Origin of the sequence: Pseudomonas sp. Seg1, assembly GCF_018326005.1 — a bacterium.
Classification (GTDB): Bacteria; Pseudomonadota; Gammaproteobacteria; order Pseudomonadales; family Pseudomonadaceae; genus Aquipseudomonas.
In genome coordinates this window covers 4940328-4956665 of record NZ_AP021903.1, presented here as the reverse complement: position 1 = coordinate 4956665, position 16338 = coordinate 4940328, and the positions used below count along the sequence as shown (strand labels likewise).

Genomic DNA, 16338 nt, shown 5'->3' with positions numbered 1-16338 from the left:
AACCTCGACATAATCCACGGCTATTTTTCGCGGGCAGTTGCTCGTTTATTCAAGGATGAAGTGATGTTCCGAGGACTGTTGCGCCTTTTCGCTGTTCTTTTACTGACGGGGTTGTTTGTCTCGACGGCAACTTGGGCCGACAACGGTGCGCAGGTCTACACCGGCACTTTGGGTAAAGCGGCCATTGTCCTCGAAATAAATCCTCGCACTGGAGACGGTCGTTACTTCTATAAGAAATACCGCAAGGATCTGCCACTCGACGGTGCCCTGGACGGGGAAACACTGGTGCTGGAAGAAGGTTCGCGAATGGAAGACTCGCGCCCGACCCTTCGTCTGCAGCCGACAACTAATGGTTGGAGTGGCGAGTGGACAAGTACTGCCGGTAAGACCCTGAAGATCGACTTAGAGCCAGCCGTCATCCCCGAAGTACCCGCCGATGCCTTACCCTTTTTCATCACACTTCACGATAAGTACCCTTACGAATATCTGCGGCTGCAAGGCGTCACACTCAAAAAAGGCAAGACCGACACTTTCATGGGCTACACGCTGCAGTGGTGGACCGAGCCGAAGACGGACACTTCCCTGTTTGAAGTGGTGTCCGGTTACTCCCTCGAAGAGCGTCGACGTATCAACCAAAAATTGATGGCGCGTTTGTGGGGCGAAGTGTTGTCTTCTTATGGTTGTTCCGGAAGTTACGCGCAGTGGAGCCAGCCACTGTGGATGTCGTCCACCGTGATGAGCGTGCGGATTTCATCGGACTATTACTGCGGTGGCGCCTATCCGGATCAAAGCCACGACGCGCTCAACATCGATACCAAGACAGGCAAGCTTCTGACCCTTGATGATGTTTTGTGGGTGGGGCAGGGCAAGCCGTTGCACTACGAGGAATATGAAGATTTCGCTGCGGGCTCACCCGGCTCTTCGACAGCGTGGTCGAACTACCGCGCCACTGAACTGGCACCTTGGTTGGTCGCACAGTTGCTGAAACTCTACCCAACCGAAATGACCGTCACCTCCGAGGGTGAAAACGATTGCGGCTACGACGAGGATTATCCCTGGCATTATCCGGGTTGGCACTTCACGGAACAGGGCATCAAGATCGAGCCATCATTTGCCCACGTCGCGGCGGTCTGCGGATTCGTGGACTGGAGCGTTCTGCCGTACACAATCGTCAAACAACATCCGGGCGGGGTTGCACTGCAACTGCCTTGAGGTGGCGTTATCTTTCAAGCGCAGACCCTCGATTACCAAGCGTAACCCCGCCATAATCGCCGCGAATTTATCCGTGCCAATCCTCCAATGCCGGCACGGCCTCCGCCTCTTTCAAGGATCGATCAATGCTCAAGGGACTGATGCGCCTGGCAACCTGCGCCGCTGTGCTGTTCTCGCTGCTATCCTTCGCGCACGCCGAAGATAATCGGATGGTGTTCACCGGCACGTTGGGCAAAATGCCGATCGTCTTCGAAGTCGATATTAGTGACCCGGAGCAAGTCACCGGTCGCTACTTCTATGAGAAATTTCACCGCGATCTAGAGCTTAACGGCACTTATAAAAATGACGTCTTGCTGCTCACAGAGGGCAGCAATCGTATGGACCCGGACAAGCCATTACCGACCCTCAAACTGAAACCGATTGAGGCCGGCTGGAAGGGCGAATGGCAAAACGCTAAAGGCAAAAAACTGCCCGTACTGGTCACCGATACGCCACTTCCCGAAGTACCGGCGAATGCATTGCCCTACATCGCCAAGTTGCCCAAGAGCGAGCCCTACGAATATCTACGGCTTCAGGGCCTGAAACTCAAACCCGGGAAAAAGCAGGACTTCATGGGCTACTCCCTGCAATGGTGGGAAGAGCCTGATACCAAGATGTCCATGTTCAGCATCGAATCCGGGATGCCAAAAGAAGATCTGCAACGGGTTAACCAGCAGTTGCTCGGACGCTTGTGGGACGAGGCCATCAGTTACTACGGTTGCCAGTTGCGAGGTCGCGGTTACGCCGAATTCCTACAGGACGTCACCCCGACATTTATCTCGCCCAGCGTCATCAGCCTGAACATTTCCACCAGTTACGACTGCGGCGGCGCGCATCCGGACTTCGGCGATTCCCCACTTAACATCGATGTGAAAACCGGCCATCCGTTGTCGCTCGAAGACGTGCTCTGGGTGGGCGAGGGGCAGCCAATCCTTCACGCTGATCGTTACAGAGGCGGTGACCAGCCGTTGACCGAGGCCGAAGATGCAGCGCGCTCAAAGTACCAAAGCGAAGTCTTCAAGCCGTGGCTGATCAAACAACTCACCGCGCTGTACCCGGATGAAATGAAGAAACCGGCGGAAGGCGTTGATGAAAGTTGCGACTTCACCAATGAAGACAACTGGAGCTATTCCAACTGGCACTTCACCGAAAAAGGTTTGTACATCGGCGCGTACTTCGCCCGCATAGACCGAGACTGCGATTCACCCGACTGGTCGATCCTGCCGTACTCACTCGTCAAACAACACCCCGGCGCCGTCAAACTGCAACTGCCCCAGGGCTAACCCTCACTCCAGACCCGGCGCTTCACGAATGATGAAGTGATCCAGGTTCTCGATATTGGCATTGAAGACCTCGAAAGGCTTTTCGGGGTTCTTCTTGCCAGGCACCTGCTTCAACTCCGGCGTCACCCCATAGAAGAAACAGAACAACGCCTTGTCGCTATCCGCCGCGTGCTTGATCTCTTCCAGAAACGCCTTGCGCTTGCGGTAGTTGTCGATCAGCTTCTTGTTCAGATAAACGCTGACCGGATACGGCTTCTTCTTACTGTCCTCGGGTTTCTTGAACCAGACCTTGTCCTCGAAATCGATACGAAAACTGGCACCGCTGTGGAAGTCCTCGATCTTCTTGATCCGCCCCCAGTAAATCAGCCCCTTGTTGTCCGTCAGATACTCAATCTTCTTGAAGAACGAACTGTACGGCGCCGAATGCTCACCGACCTTCAACGGCATGCGCTTGAGCAACTCCTTGTCCGCGAAGTTGGAAACAAAACACTCCACCGGATGCGCAAACACACTGGTCTTGTCCGGCGCCGACTCACGACTCGCCGACTCTTTACCACTCACCGCCGCCACCCGCACCGGATCATCCCGCAACACATCCGCCGCCACCGCTGGCGCGACAGGCTTGCGCACATACTCACGCCGGGTGAGCAACAACTCTGAAGGGAAATGCTCCTCACGCCCGTCATCCACCTCGCCATCCGCCGTCTCAACGCCAGGCGCCGACGCCTTCAAACTCACATACGGACAACCCGCCACATGCTGCGTAGTTGGCAGATTTTTGAAGTGCGGCGTGCGCACGTAATTCACGTTCTTGGCGTTGAAAGTACCCAACTCATTGGAAGCCTCGAACGCCGAACGACAGGCATCGTTGGGGCACTGGAAGTGTTCGTTCGCGGAATCGAAGGCCACCGTCTCATCGAAATTGAGATCGCGAACATCATAGATCGACAACTTGTCGTCGAGGCTGAGGCAGTAGGCGAGATCGAATTTCATGGTAGGGCTCGGATCCTTGAGTGGGGGAGGGGTAGTAATGATGGGGAAAACGATCATTTGTAGACAGAGCACAATCCGGAAAAGCTCCTTGGATATGCCTAGATCCAGACACCGTCGCTCGATTCCTGTTTCTTGGGTGTGTCAGGCCTACCGATAACTGATGGCATGAAAAATAGCCTTGGTAGGAAAAAATAGATTCCTACAGAGGTTGCAACACCGCTTGTAAGATAGTACTTAATCTCCGTAGGAATAGTCGTCATTTGACCATTCAGCAGGCAAGAAAATTGAGAAAAAATCAACAGTTGTAAGAATTTTTTGATCCTGCCGCAGGGAAAATTACAACTGTTGATACTAACCATATTGAAAAATACTAGCGCGGAGTACTTCTTATGAAAGGGATTGAGGCTGGAGCTAGCTCGATGGTGGAAATTTTTGAGAAGGAGGCTTGCTACCGTTCCCCTCTCTTTCAGCGGCAGTACGTTTGGGGCAAGTCTCAGATTAGTGAACTTTGGGATGACATCACGCAAATTGTGGAAGGCGTTGAATCCTCGAGATTTTTAGGTGCGGTTGTTTTCGATATAAAAAGTGCTGGTAGGGCATTCAATGCCGACGATATAGAAATCATTGATGGGCAGCAACGTTTGTCTACCATCTATTTTTTTATTATTCAGTTTGGTCTGCTTGCTGAAAAATATGGTCTTAACGATGTAGCCAAAGATTTGTTCGAGAAGTATGTTCTGATTCAGAAAACAAAACAGCGTGGGGAGCCCAAGATCCTTCCTACTCTGCTTGATTTGCGGCAATTAAATAATGTTCTTCGCGAAATTCCTGATAAATACTCTGCGAAATCTTTATTTGATCATGGTGATAAAGCTGGTCGTATAAAGGACGCGAATATAGAAATCGGAAGGTTGATTGAAAAATCCTGCCTGGATGAAACAGGCAGTTTTAGCGAGGAACTCTTTGAGAAGTACCTTGTTGTGCTGCTTGAAAGACTGCAAGTGGTAACTATTTACTTGGGGGATGATCAGGATCCTCACCAGGTTTTTGATAGTCTCAATGCAAAAGGGATAAAGTTAGACAGTAAGGATTTGATCAGAAATTTGGTTTTTCAGAAGACTTTGGAGAATCCAGAAGCTACTGAGATGGTCTATCGCTCTTACTGGTTGCCCCTTGAAGAATCAATGGGTGATCATTTTGAAAATTATTTCTTTCCTTTTTCGTTGTCAGATACTCCATCCACAACCAAGTCAAAAATGCTCACTACCCTTAAAGCTAGATGGAAAGATTGGAGTGCACTAGATATCATCAAGGATATTAAGCGCCATAAGGATATCTATCTTTGTTTTGTGGGTGGGGACGCGGAGTTGTCTGAGGCGCAGCAAAGGTATGAGTTGTCTGTCCGTACATTGGATTCAATTGTTAGCCTGAAGCGCATAAAAATGCCTACGTCAGTGCTGCCATTTGTTTTTAGGCTTTTTAGCTTGGTGGCGGAGGATAAGCTAAAGCAAGATATATTTGCGACTTACTTGGAGTTAGTCGAGTCGTTCTTAGTGCGTCGTGCTATTTGCGGTTATGAGCCCACAGGCTTGCATGCATTATTCAAAGATATGTTTAATAAGATATGTGATAAAGGTGGGTGTAATAAGCCGGCCCTATTTATGGATATAATTTCTGAAAATAAAACGGTTGTATTTCCTGATGATGAAATGTTTTTCGATGCGATCTGTAATAAGCCTCTTTATTCTAGGAAAATAAGCAAGTATGTGATAGTGGAGTATGAGAATGGATTTGATGGGGATCCAATCTCTCATTCTCAGCCAATGACTATCGATCATGTTATGCCTCAGAATTCATCTAACTGGAATGTTGATGATGGCGAGCATAGTCGTTTTTGTGATACGTGGGGTAACTTGGTCCCGCTCAGTAGCCCTTCAAACTCTAAAAAGAGCAATAGGAGTTGGGAGGATACTCAGGTAATTTATCGTGATGAGACTTTGTATAGAACACCAAAAACGATATCTAATTTAAAAGAGTGGAATATCGAGATGATTAAAAAGCGCGGCGCAGATATCGCGGCTTGGGCCTGTGAGCGTTGGACTAAGCAAATTTAGTGCAGGATGAGGTTTTTAGGTGGGAAGGATGACTGCCATTCTTCCTTCTTGCTCTTGTTTTAATCTTGTTATCTTTTTATAGCGCTCAGCAGTGAATTCAAGCTTATCGCTCGAGTGATGACAGCGTTGGTGAAAGTTAGGACATAGCGCAACAACATTCGATGGGCGATCTGATCCATTCTCCGAGAGATGCTTAACGTGGTGCACCTCCAAAAAAGGCTCACCACTCTTTTCAAACGGTGCGGGGTTGCCACAACCTTCGCACCTACCATTAGCCTGCTGGCGAACCCAAGCCCTTAATTCAGGATCTCGAAGATATGTCTTTTTTTTGCATTCAGCCTGTACCGGATTCTTGATGCCTTTTGGTACATACAGAAACGCCTGACTCTCAAATTTTGCTGCCCGGCGCTCCAATAGTTCTTCATCCGCAGTCGGAGCAGAATCTTCAGGCGTCAAAATAATAGAAGCATTTAGCGCCATGCGAATGCTGCGCGCCACATTCGCGCCAACATTCTTGGCAGGTTTGTAGCCTTGAATACGCTTTCTATCCATCTCAGCCAACACGGTAGAAATGTTCTGCATCCGGAACTCGACAGAGCCTTTAGTCCGACCGGCTAACGGGCCTTCACGCAGGATTCGATTTTCCTCAGTCTTGACGAATTTCTGGCCGCTCTGCTCGCGTGCAAGCATCTTGAGATAGGCATCGACTGCCGCCTGAATCTCGACCTCACTCCAATCGCTGTTACTTTTATCCGTGTCCATACAATCGCCGAGGGTTGAAAACCCTCGGACGATACTTAGTGGCCATCACCTCTGTCTACGAAAAATCCTACAGAAAAAAGCGACAGATCCTGCGCGATCCTACAAAACCATCCCTAGCCCATCGAGTGCTTCGAGGACTGAAACACCTGCGCAACCCGTCGCCACCAGGGTTTCTCTAGAGAAGTTCGTCGTGGCTTCTGATCGTTCAACAGGTAAGGCATATCCCTTAGCCGAATCCACCCCTCATCCCGCCAATGCAGCAAACTCAACGACATCTCTGGCCAATCCAACAAACTCAACATTGGCCGATTTGAATCTCCCGAATCCGCAGCGTCGCGCAAGGTAGGCACTACCTCATTGGTCAGCCACTCACGCAACAGCCGATTCCCCGGAACGTAGTGATAGACCAGCAGCGCATACACCCCGGATTCACTAAGCATCAGATGCTGTTCTGGTTCTCGAAAGTACTCAATCCACATAATGCGGCGTTGATCGCTATCTAGCTTATTGACCACCCGGTCATTCAGATGAAAACCAATCAAGCGGCCGACATCGCGGGCGGAAAACCAAGGCTGGTTTTCCCATAGAAGGGCATGTAAAAAAAGATTGTGGCGAGAGAAGACGGTTGCCGAGCATGGATCAGACATATCTATGACCTCTACGTTATGGATTTTGGGAGGGCCTGACCCCAACGTAGAGTGGACTTAAGAAATCCCAACGAGCAGAGCAGTTGCCACCGACGAATTACGCGTCTGTGTCACTGACCAAGCTTTCTACGTTGGGCGTTTCTTAGGCACCTGCGATAGAGCTTAGTAGTGCTCTTGGCAGGCTTCAATGGGAAGCGACTGTAAGTGCTGTAGGAGATTGAACGCTGTGACGTAGGCGTAAAAAGGATTACCAATCGCCCATAAAAAAGCCCCGATCAGATCGGGGCTTTTAGCTTTCTCGACTCGTCGACTCAGGCAGCAATCGTCAAATCGTGGCGAGCGAGACTATTAGTTAGTCCCAGCTCAGAGCACCACCAGTCTGATACTCAATCACTCTGGTCTCAAAGAAATTCTTCTCTTTCTTCAAGTCCATAATCTCACTCATCCAAGGGAACGGATTCGTAGTCCCCGGATACTCTTCCTTCAAACCAATCTGGCTCAAACGACGGTTAGCGATGAACTTCAGGTAGTCCTCCATCATCGCCGCGTTCATACCCAACACCCCGCGAGGCATGGTGTCACGTGCGTATTCAATCTCCAGCTGCGTACCCTGCAGAATCATCTGGGTCGCTTCTTCTTTCATCTCGGCATCCCACAGGTGTGGGTTTTCGATTTTGATCTGGTTGATCACGTCGATGCCGAAGTTCAGGTGCATGGATTCGTCGCGCAGGATGTATTGGAACTGCTCGGCGACGCCGGTCATTTTGTTGCGGCGGCCCATGGAGAGGATTTGGGTGAAGCCGCAGTAGAAGAAGATGCCTTCCAGAACGCAGTAGTAGGCGATCAGGTTGCGCAGCAGCTCTTTGTCGGTGTCTGGGGTGCCGGTTTCGAACTTCGGATCGGAGATCGAACGGGTGTACTTCAGGCCCCAGGCTGCTTTTTTAGCAACCGATGGGATCTCGTGGTACATGTTGAAGATTTCGCCTTCATCCATGGCCAGCGATTCGATGCAGTACTGGTAGGCGTGGGTGTGGATCGCTTCTTCGAAAGCCTGGCGCAGGATGTACTGGCGGCATTCCGGGTTGGTGATCAGGCGGTACACGGCCAGGACCAGGTTGTTGGCAACCAGGGAGTCGGCGGTGGAGAAGAAGCCGAGGTTGCGCATGACGATGCGGCGCTCGTCGTCGGTCAGGCCTTCCGGGTCTTTCCAGAGGGCGATGTCGGCGGTCATGTTGACTTCTTGCGGCATCCAGTGGTTTGCGCAACCGTCCAGATACTTCTGCCAAGCCCAGTCGTACTTGAATGGCACGAGTTGGTTGAGGTCGGCGCGGCAGTTGATCATGCGCTTTTCGTCAACGGCGACACGGGCGGAGGCGCCTTCGAGTTCGGCGAGGCCTTCGGCGACGTCGAGGGAGTTCAGTGCAGCCTTGGCGCGGGCCACGGCGGCCGAGTCGGCGGCGGTGACGGCGCGGGCTTCGAGTGCCGCAGCACCGCCGGCGTTGTCGAGGCGGTCCATGTTGGCTTCAGTAGCGTGGCCGGCGTTGGCGCCTTTCACGGTTGCTACTTCACTGTCTTCTTTGTCGAATTCGTCCCAGCTCAGCATGACGTGTCGTCTCCTGCGTGAGGGCCTGTCGCCCGTGTGAAACCTGATTGGTTGGTTTTTCACACGGTCGTACAGACCGCGTTGGATCTAAAGGAATCGTTCTTTGCAGCAGCTAAACGCAGGCATCAAACAGAATTTTGTACGGGTTTCCGAGAGCCTCTGACGGGCGCAGATCACGTTGAACGCGACTGCGGGGCTTCAGAATGGCTTTTGATCCCTGTAAGGGAATATTGCTGACCCGATTAGGGCGGCATTATAGGGAAAAAAACACGGCTGTGCTGAGGCGAATCCGCGCATGGAGCGGTCGGGGAGGGTGGTTTTTCGATGAGAGCGTGGGTTTACAGGGCTTTGCCGGGGATAGATTTTTTTTCGTAAAAATCTCGCAAATGCGGAATCGCTCAAAAAACGAACAAAAATTCACGGTTTTTACTACATCTAGTGTTTTGCAAGCACTTTTGACGACTCCAGACACAACTGAGCCCGACCGAAGTCGGGCTGGAATCGACCCTCAATGTTGCGCGGAGAGATCCAATTCGGTGCAGTCTCAAATCATCAATTGGTGCAGCCGTTGCCCATGACGCTGTAACGCAGGATGTGCCGCTGACCCTTGGAGTCGTCGTATTCCATTTTCATCGGAACAACTTCGCAGACATTTGGCACTTCGCTCATGGATACAACGTTGGCGATGTCCAGGTGGGTCGAGTAAGTGTATTCCTCGATAGCTGGTTGTTGCTGTGCGACATCAGTCGGGACCTCGTCTGCCATGGCGGTTGCGCACAGACTGCTGAGGGCCAGAACCAATAAAGCTTTCATTTCAGATTTACCTTTTTGAGGTCGAGTGGGGTCACGCAACCTTTTTAGGGTTGCGTGTGGAACTTCATCGTTTGCAGTTATTACTTGAGAGCTGGATTAACGGCCTTCGTGGGGGCTGTAACGTTGTTAATCGCGTTTGCCTTGTCGGCGAGGTGAATTTTAGGGAGATGGGGTGGGGGTAAACAGAGCGGGTTTTGATAAACACCTTTGGCAGATTTGGTAACAATCCCTTGAGATGGAGATTGATAGCCGGGTGTTTTGTCTGTGGGACCGAGTTGTCTGAATCGCTGGCAAGCCAGCTCCCACAGGGGTTGCGTGATATTCGGGAGGGGTGTTCGCGGGCCGACTTGGGGATGTCTGGATGTTTTGTAGGGGCTTGTTACTACCATCGTCGAATGGTTCTATGGGCCCGGCCCCGTTACAACAGGGTCATACAAAAACAACTATTACACCGAGGTAGGAAAGATGAGTGCGGCTTCTCTGTATCCCGTTCGTCCCGAGGTTCTGGCTAACACGCTGACTGACGAGGCGACCTACAAAGCCATGTACCAGCAGTCGGTCGTCAACCCTGACGGTTTCTGGCGCGAGCAAGCCAAGCGTCTCGACTGGATCAAGCCTTTCACCACGGTGAAACAGACGTCGTTCGACGATCACCATGTCGACATCAAGTGGTTTGCCGACGGCACCCTGAACGTTTCCTACAACTGCCTCGACCGTCATCTGGCCGAGCGCGGCGATCAAGTCGCGATCATCTGGGAAGGCGACGATCCTTCCGAAAGCCGCAACATCACCTACCGCGAACTGCACGAACAAGTGTGCAAACTGGCCAACGCCCTGCGTGGTCAGGACGTTCACCGTGGCGACGTGGTGACCATTTATATGCCGATGATTCCCGAAGCCGTGGTCGCCATGCTGGCCTGCACCCGGATTGGCGCGATTCACTCGGTGGTGTTCGGCGGTTTCTCGCCGGAAGCCCTGGCCGGTCGCATCATCGACTGCCGCTCGAAAGTGGTGATCACCGCTGACGAAGGTATTCGTGCCGGCAAGAAGATTTCCCTCAAGGCCAACGTCGACGACGCACTGACCAACCCGGAAACCAGCAGCATTCAGAAAGTCATCGTCTGCAAGCGTACCGGCGGCGACATCAAGTGGAACCAGCATCGCGACATCTGGTACGAAGACCTGATGAAAGTGGCGGGCACCGTCTGCGCGCCGAAAGAGATGGGCGCGGAAGAAGCGCTGTTCATCCTTTATACCTCCGGCTCCACCGGCAAGCCGAAGGGCGTGCAGCACACCACCGGCGGTTATCTGTTGTATGCGGCGATGACTCACGAGCGCGTGTTCGACTACCGTCCGGGCGAAGTTTATTGGTGCACTGCTGACGTCGGCTGGGTCACTGGCCACAGTTATATCGTCTACGGCCCGCTGGCCAATGGCGCGACCACGCTGCTGTTCGAAGGCGTGCCGAACTACCCGGACATCACTCGGGTGGCGAAGATCGTCGACAAGCACAAGGTCAATATCCTCTACACCGCACCGACCGCGATCCGCGCGATGATGGCCTCGGGTCAGGCTGCGGTTGAAGGCGCGGATGGCAGCAGCCTGCGTCTGCTCGGTTCGGTGGGTGAGCCGATCAACCCGGAAGCGTGGGACTGGTACTACAAGAATGTCGGCAAGTCGCGTTGCCCGATCGTCGATACCTGGTGGCAGACCGAAACCGGCGGCAACATGATGAGCCCGCTGCCGGGTGCGCATGCGCTGAAGCCGGGTTCGGCGGCGCGGCCGTTCTTCGGTGTGGTGCCGGCGCTGGTCGACAACCTCGGTAACATTATTGAAGGCGAGGCTGAAGGCAATCTGGTGATTCTCGATTCGTGGCCAGGTCAGGCGCGTACGCTGTATGGCGATCATGATCGTTTCGTTGATACCTACTTCAAGACGTTCCGGGGCATGTATTTCACCGGTGACGGCGCGCGTCGTGATGCCGATGGTTACTACTGGATCACCGGGCGTGTCGATGACGTGCTCAATGTGTCGGGTCACCGCATGGGCACGGCGGAGATCGAGAGCGCGATGGTTGCGCATCCGAAGGTTGCCGAAGCGGCGGTGGTTGGGGTGCCGCATGACATCAAGGGGCAGGGCATTTATGTCTATGTCACGTTGAAGAATGGCGAGGAGCCGAGCGAACAGCTGCGTCTGGAGTTGAAAAACTGGGTGCGCAAAGAGATCGGGCCGATTGCTTCGCCGGACGTGATCCAGTGGGCACCGGGGCTGCCGAAGACCCGTTCGGGCAAGATCATGCGGCGGATTCTGCGCAAGATTGCTACGGCGGAATACGATGGGTTGGGGGATATCTCGACCCTGGCGGATCCGGGTGTGGTGCAGCATTTGATTGATACGCACAAGACGATGAATGTTGCTTAAGCGTTAGAGGCATGGAGCCCTGTCCGGTGATGCCGGGCGGGGCTTTTTTGTGTCTGCTGTTTTTGTGGTGGCTGGTCTGGCCCCATCGCTGGCAAGCCAGCTCCCACAGGGGGTGTGGTGTTTCGGAGATTTCAGTTTCGGCGCAAATGTGGGTTGGCTGGTCTGGACCCATCGCTGGCAAGCCAGCTCCCACAGGGGGTGTGGTGTTTCGGAGATTTCAGTTTCGGCGCAAATGTGGGTTGGCTGGTCTGGCCCCATCGCTGGCAAGCCAGCTCCCACAGGGGTTGTGGTGTTTCGGAGATTTCAGTTTCGGCGCAAATGTGGGTTGGCTGGTCTGGCCTCATCGCTGGCAAGCCAGCTCCCACAGGGGTTGTGGTGTTTCGGAAATTTCAGTTTCGGCACAAATGTGGGTTGGCTGGGTTGGCCTCATCGCCAGCAGGCTAGCTCCCACAGGTTTTGTGGTGTGTCGGATATTTCGGTGCCAGCACAAATCCCTGTGGGAGCTGGCTTGCCAGCGATAGCAATTTGTCAGGCGCCGGTGTAGTCCGCTGTCGGAACGCGTACTCACCCAACCAATAATTATCGATTTGCGCCGTAGGACATTTCCCGCTGTTACCCAAGCTCATCCACGTAACCGAATGTGTAACCGCCCGCATCAAACCGGGGCAAAGGGAAACGCATCGCCCCGTTTTAGAGCCTCAAAACCCCCGGTGAAAAATAAGACACAACGCTGCGCTTGCCGGATTAGAAGGGTTTGCGAATAATAGGCCCGCAATTTGCAGCATAGATCGGTTCACAATCGTTCGCTCTTGCATGAATTTGCAGGGCTGTCAATGCGCCCAAGTCGCTTTCTCTGTGCATCTGTAATTAGTTGTCGCATTGAAGAAATATCGGCTTCGGGCCTGTCGTTAGAATGCCGATCACTCGCTCATCGTGGCTGACGTTGAAACCTCCGACGGTTTCAATGGGAAATTTCCCACCGATGCAGCAACCGATTTCCCGATTCACCCATTCGCATATTGGGCTGTCGCTCACTCTGCCGTTTTTGCCCTTTACCGATGGAGTCCCAAGATGAAGAAACTTGTGCTGCTTGGCGCCCTGGCACTGTCCTCCGTGCTGTCGCTGAATTCCTTCGCTGACGAAAAACCTCTGAAGATCGGTATCGAAGCGGCTTACCCTCCGTTCGCCTCGAAGGCGCCGGATGGCAGCATCGTCGGTTTCGACTACGACATCGGCAACGCCCTGTGCGAGCAGATGCAGGTCAAGTGTGTGTGGGTCGAGCAAGAGTTCGACGGTCTGATCCCGGCACTGAAAGTGCGCAAGATCGACGCGATCCTGTCGTCCATGTCGATCACTGAAGATCGCAAGAAGTCCGTGGACTTCACCAACAAGTACTACAACACCCCGGCGCGTCTGGTCATGAAGGCCGGCACTCAGGTCAGCGAAAACCTGAGCGAGCTGAAGGGCAAGAACATCGGCGTACAACGTGGTTCGATCCACGAACGTTTCGCCCGCGAAGTCCTGGCCCCGCTGGGTGCCGAGATCAAGCCATACGGTTCGCAGAACGAAATCTACCTCGACGTGGCCGCCGGTCGCCTCGACGGTACCGTGGCTGACGCCACCCTGCTGCAAGACGGCTTCCTGAACACCGATTCCGGCAAAGGCTTTGCCTTCGTTGGCCCGCAGTTCACCGACGTCAAATACTTCGGCGACGGCGTAGGTATCGCAGTGCGCAAGGGCGACGCCCTGAAAGACAAGATCAACGCAGCCATCGCGGCCATTCGCGAAAACGGCAAATACAAAGCAATCCAGGACAAGTACTTCGCCTTCGATATCTACGGCAAGTAACACGTCTCTGCGACAAGTCCGAAATGGCGCAAGCAACAGGATCTCTGCGGTTTGCGCCATTTTTTCATCCCAACTTTCGAGGACCTGAATCATGTTGAAAGGCTACGGGGCTGTCATCCTCGATGGCGCATGGCTGACGCTTCAGCTCGCCTTGTCGTCCATGGCTCTGGCCATCGTTCTCGGGCTGATCGGTGTTGCACTGCGCCTGTCGCCAGTGCGCTGGCTGGCCTGGCTGGGCGATCTGTATTCCACGGTGATCCGCGGGATTCCCGATCTGGTACTGATCCTGCTGATCTTCTACGGCGGTCAGGACTTGCTCAACCGCGTGGCACCGCTGCTCGGCTATGACGATTACATCGACCTGAATCCGCTGGCCGCCGGTATCGGCACCCTCGGTTTCATCTTCGGTGCATACCTGTCGGAAACCTTCCGGGGCGCGTTCATGGCGATCCCCAAAGGCCAGGCCGAAGCCGGCATGGCGTACGGCATGAGCAGTTTTCAGGTGTTCTTCCGAGTGATGGTGCCGCAGATGATTCGCCTGGCGATTCCCGGCTTCACCAACAACTGGCTGGTCCTGACCAAGGCCACCGCGCTGATTTCCGTGGTCGGTCTGCAAGACATGATGTTCAAGGCCAAGCAGGCGGCAGATGCCACTCGCGAGCCTTTTACCTTCTTCCTCGCAGTGGCGGCGATGTACCTGGTGATCACCAGCGTGTCGTTGCTGATCCTGCGTCAACTTGAGAAGCGCTACTCGGTAGGCGTAAGGGCGGCTGATCTATGATCTTCGACTACAACGTCATTTGGGAGGCTCTGCCGCTGTACCTCGGCGGCCTGGTGACCACCCTCAAATTGCTCGCGCTGTCGCTGTTTTTCGGTCTGCTGGGCGCGTTGCCTCTGGGCCTGATGCGCGTCTCGAAGAACCCGATCGTCAATGGCGCCGCGTGGCTGTACACCTACGTGATTCGCGGCACGCCGATGCTGGTGCAACTGTTCCTGATCTACTACGGTCTGGCGCAGTTCGAAGCGGTACGCGAAAGCTTCTTGTGGCCGTGGCTGTCCAGCGCAACGTTCTGCGCGTGCCTGGCCTTCGCGATCAACACCAGCGCCTACACCGCTGAAATCATCGCCGGCAGCCTCAAGGCTACGCCGAACGGTGAGATCGAAGCGGCCAAGGCCATGGGCATGTCGCGCTTCAAACTGTACAAGCGCATCCTGCTGCCATCGGCCCTGCGTCGGGCGCTGCCGCAGTACAGCAACGAAGTGATCATGATGCTGCAGACCACCAGTCTGGCGTCCATCGTGACCCTGATCGACATCACTGGCGCGGCACGTACCGTCAACGCGCAGTTCTATCTGCCGTTCGAGGCGTACATCACCGCTGGCGTGTTCTACCTGTGCCTGACCTTCATTCTGGTGAAGCTGTTCAAGCTGGCCGAGCGTCGCTGGTTGAGCTACCTCGCGCCGCGGAAGCACTGATATGGAACGCATCGACCACGTTTTACCGTGGAGCCACCTGGGCAGCGAGCGCAAGATTTCGGTGTTCCGCTTCGGCAGTGGCGAGCGCAAGGCCTACATTCAGGCCAGCCTGCACGCTGACGAATTGCCGGGCATGCGCACTGCCTGGGAGCTGAAAAAGCGCCTTGGCGAGCTCGAAGCCAAAGGCTTGCTCAACGGTGTGATCGAGCTGGTGCCGGTGGCCAATCCGTTGGGGCTTGGGCAGTTGCTGCAAGGCAATTTCCAGGGCCGTTTCGAGGCGGGCAGCGGCAAGAATTTCAACCGTGATTTCGTTGAGCTGAGCGCGCCGGTAGCGGCGGCTTTGGTTGACAGTCTCGGTGACGACCCGCACGCAAACATTCGCCTGATCCGTCAGGCGATGGCCGATCACCTCGCGGCATTGCCCGAGGCGAGCAGCCAGTTGCAAGGCATGCAGCGCGTGTTGCTCAGCCATGCCTGTAACGCCGATGTGGTGCTCGACTTGCACTGCGACGCCGAAGCCGCGCTGCATATGTATGCGCTGCCGCAGCACTGGCCGCAGTGGCGTTCGCTGGCGGCGCATCTGAATGTGAAGGTCGGCTTGCTGGCGGAAGATTCCGGCGGCAGCTCCTTCGACGAGGCTTGCTCGCTGCCGTGGCTGCGTCTGTCGCGGCAGTTCCCGGACGCACAAATTCCGCTGGCGTGCCTGGCGACGACCATTGAGCTGGGCGGTCAGGCCGACACTGGTCGCGCTGATGCCGAGGCGTATGCTGAAGGCATTCTCGCGTTCCTTGCCGAGCAAGGCCTGATCACCGGCGAGTGGCCGAATGCGGCTCACGAACCGTGCGAAGGCATGCCGTTCGAAGGCACCGAACTGCTGTTCGCGCCGCACCCGGGCGTGGTGAGTTTTCTGCGTAAACCCGGCGAATGGGTCGAGGCCGGTGACGAGATTTTTGAAGTGATCGACCCTGTGTCCGATCGGGTCAGCACGGTATGTGCTGGTACGTCCGGGGTGCTGTTTGCCATTGAACGGCTGCGCTATGCCCAACCCGGTTTCTGGCTGGCCAAGGTGGCGGGGCGCGAAGCGCTGCGTCACGGGCGCTTGCTCAACGACTGACTGACTGTTTTTG

The 16338-nt window shown here is 54.3% G+C and carries 13 protein-coding genes; 8 read left to right on the top strand and 5 right to left on the bottom strand.

All coding sequences use genetic code 11. The features are described from left to right. Positions 1-63 precede the first annotated feature (63 nt). Positions 64-1212, top strand: coding sequence for a hypothetical protein (locus KI231_RS22250; protein ID WP_213026354.1), 1149 nt, complete (start codon positions 64-66; stop codon positions 1210-1212). 125 nt (positions 1213-1337) lie between these two features. After that, positions 1338-2534 carry a hypothetical protein gene (locus KI231_RS22245; RefSeq protein ID WP_213026353.1) on the top strand — a complete coding sequence of 399 codons (1197 nt, stop codon included), beginning with the start codon at positions 1338-1340 and terminating at the stop codon, positions 2532-2534. Between the two features lie 3 nt (positions 2535-2537). Here KI231_RS22245 and KI231_RS22240 read toward each other — a convergent pair whose 3' ends face one another. Next, positions 2538-3527: a hypothetical protein gene (locus KI231_RS22240; protein ID WP_213026352.1), complete on the bottom strand. Its 990-nt coding sequence runs from the start codon at positions 3525-3527 to the stop codon at positions 2538-2540. 389 nt (positions 3528-3916) lie between these two features. Here KI231_RS22240 and KI231_RS22235 point away from each other — a divergent pair, with 389 nt between their 5' ends. Beyond that, the gene (locus tag KI231_RS22235; RefSeq protein WP_213026351.1) at positions 3917-5641 is read left to right on the top strand and encodes a DUF262 domain-containing protein; all 1725 of its coding nucleotides are present in this window, start codon (positions 3917-3919) and stop codon (positions 5639-5641) included. A 15-nt stretch (positions 5642-5656) separates the two neighbouring features. Here KI231_RS22235 and KI231_RS22230 read toward each other — a convergent pair whose 3' ends face one another. From KI231_RS22230 to KI231_RS22215, 4 genes are all read right to left on the bottom strand, one after another. Next, on the bottom strand, positions 5657-6403 hold the full coding sequence (locus KI231_RS22230) for an HNH endonuclease (protein ID WP_213026350.1): 747 nt from the start codon (positions 6401-6403) through the stop codon (positions 5657-5659). Between the two features lie 113 nt (positions 6404-6516). After that, a complete protein-coding gene (locus tag KI231_RS22225) occupies positions 6517-7050 on the bottom strand; it encodes a BRO-N domain-containing protein (RefSeq protein WP_213026349.1) in 534 nt (177 codons plus the stop codon). A gap of 352 nt (positions 7051-7402) precedes the next feature. Next, positions 7403-8653, bottom strand: a complete 1251-nt coding sequence (locus KI231_RS22220; RefSeq protein WP_103304059.1) for a ribonucleotide-diphosphate reductase subunit beta — start codon at positions 8651-8653, stop codon at positions 7403-7405. A 552-nt stretch (positions 8654-9205) separates the two neighbouring features. After that, positions 9206-9466 (bottom strand): DUF2790 domain-containing protein, encoded by a 261-nt coding sequence (locus KI231_RS22215; RefSeq protein WP_003227290.1) that lies wholly within the window; start codon positions 9464-9466, stop codon positions 9206-9208. Positions 9467-9931: 465 nt separating this feature from the next. Here KI231_RS22215 and acs point away from each other — a divergent pair, with 465 nt between their 5' ends. From acs to KI231_RS22190, 5 genes are all read left to right on the top strand, one after another. Next, positions 9932-11887, top strand: a complete 1956-nt coding sequence (acs, locus tag KI231_RS22210) for an acetate--CoA ligase (protein WP_103304060.1) — start codon at positions 9932-9934, stop codon at positions 11885-11887. Between the two features lie 1071 nt (positions 11888-12958). Beyond that, positions 12959-13735 (top strand): L-arginine-binding protein AotJ, encoded by a 777-nt coding sequence (gene aotJ, locus KI231_RS22205; protein WP_103304061.1) that lies wholly within the window; start codon positions 12959-12961, stop codon positions 13733-13735. A 91-nt stretch (positions 13736-13826) separates the two neighbouring features. Next, positions 13827-14516, top strand: a complete 690-nt coding sequence (locus tag KI231_RS22200) for an ABC transporter permease (protein WP_103304062.1) — start codon at positions 13827-13829, stop codon at positions 14514-14516. Beyond that, a complete protein-coding gene (locus KI231_RS22195; RefSeq protein WP_103304063.1) occupies positions 14513-15211 on the top strand; it encodes an ABC transporter permease in 699 nt (232 codons plus the stop codon). The genes KI231_RS22200 and KI231_RS22195 overlap by 4 nt, the downstream gene beginning before the upstream one ends. A gap of 1 nt (position 15212) precedes the next feature. After that, a complete protein-coding gene (locus KI231_RS22190) occupies positions 15213-16325 on the top strand; it encodes a M14 family metallopeptidase (RefSeq protein ID WP_213026348.1) in 1113 nt (370 codons plus the stop codon). The last annotated feature ends 13 nt before the right edge of the window (positions 16326-16338 follow it).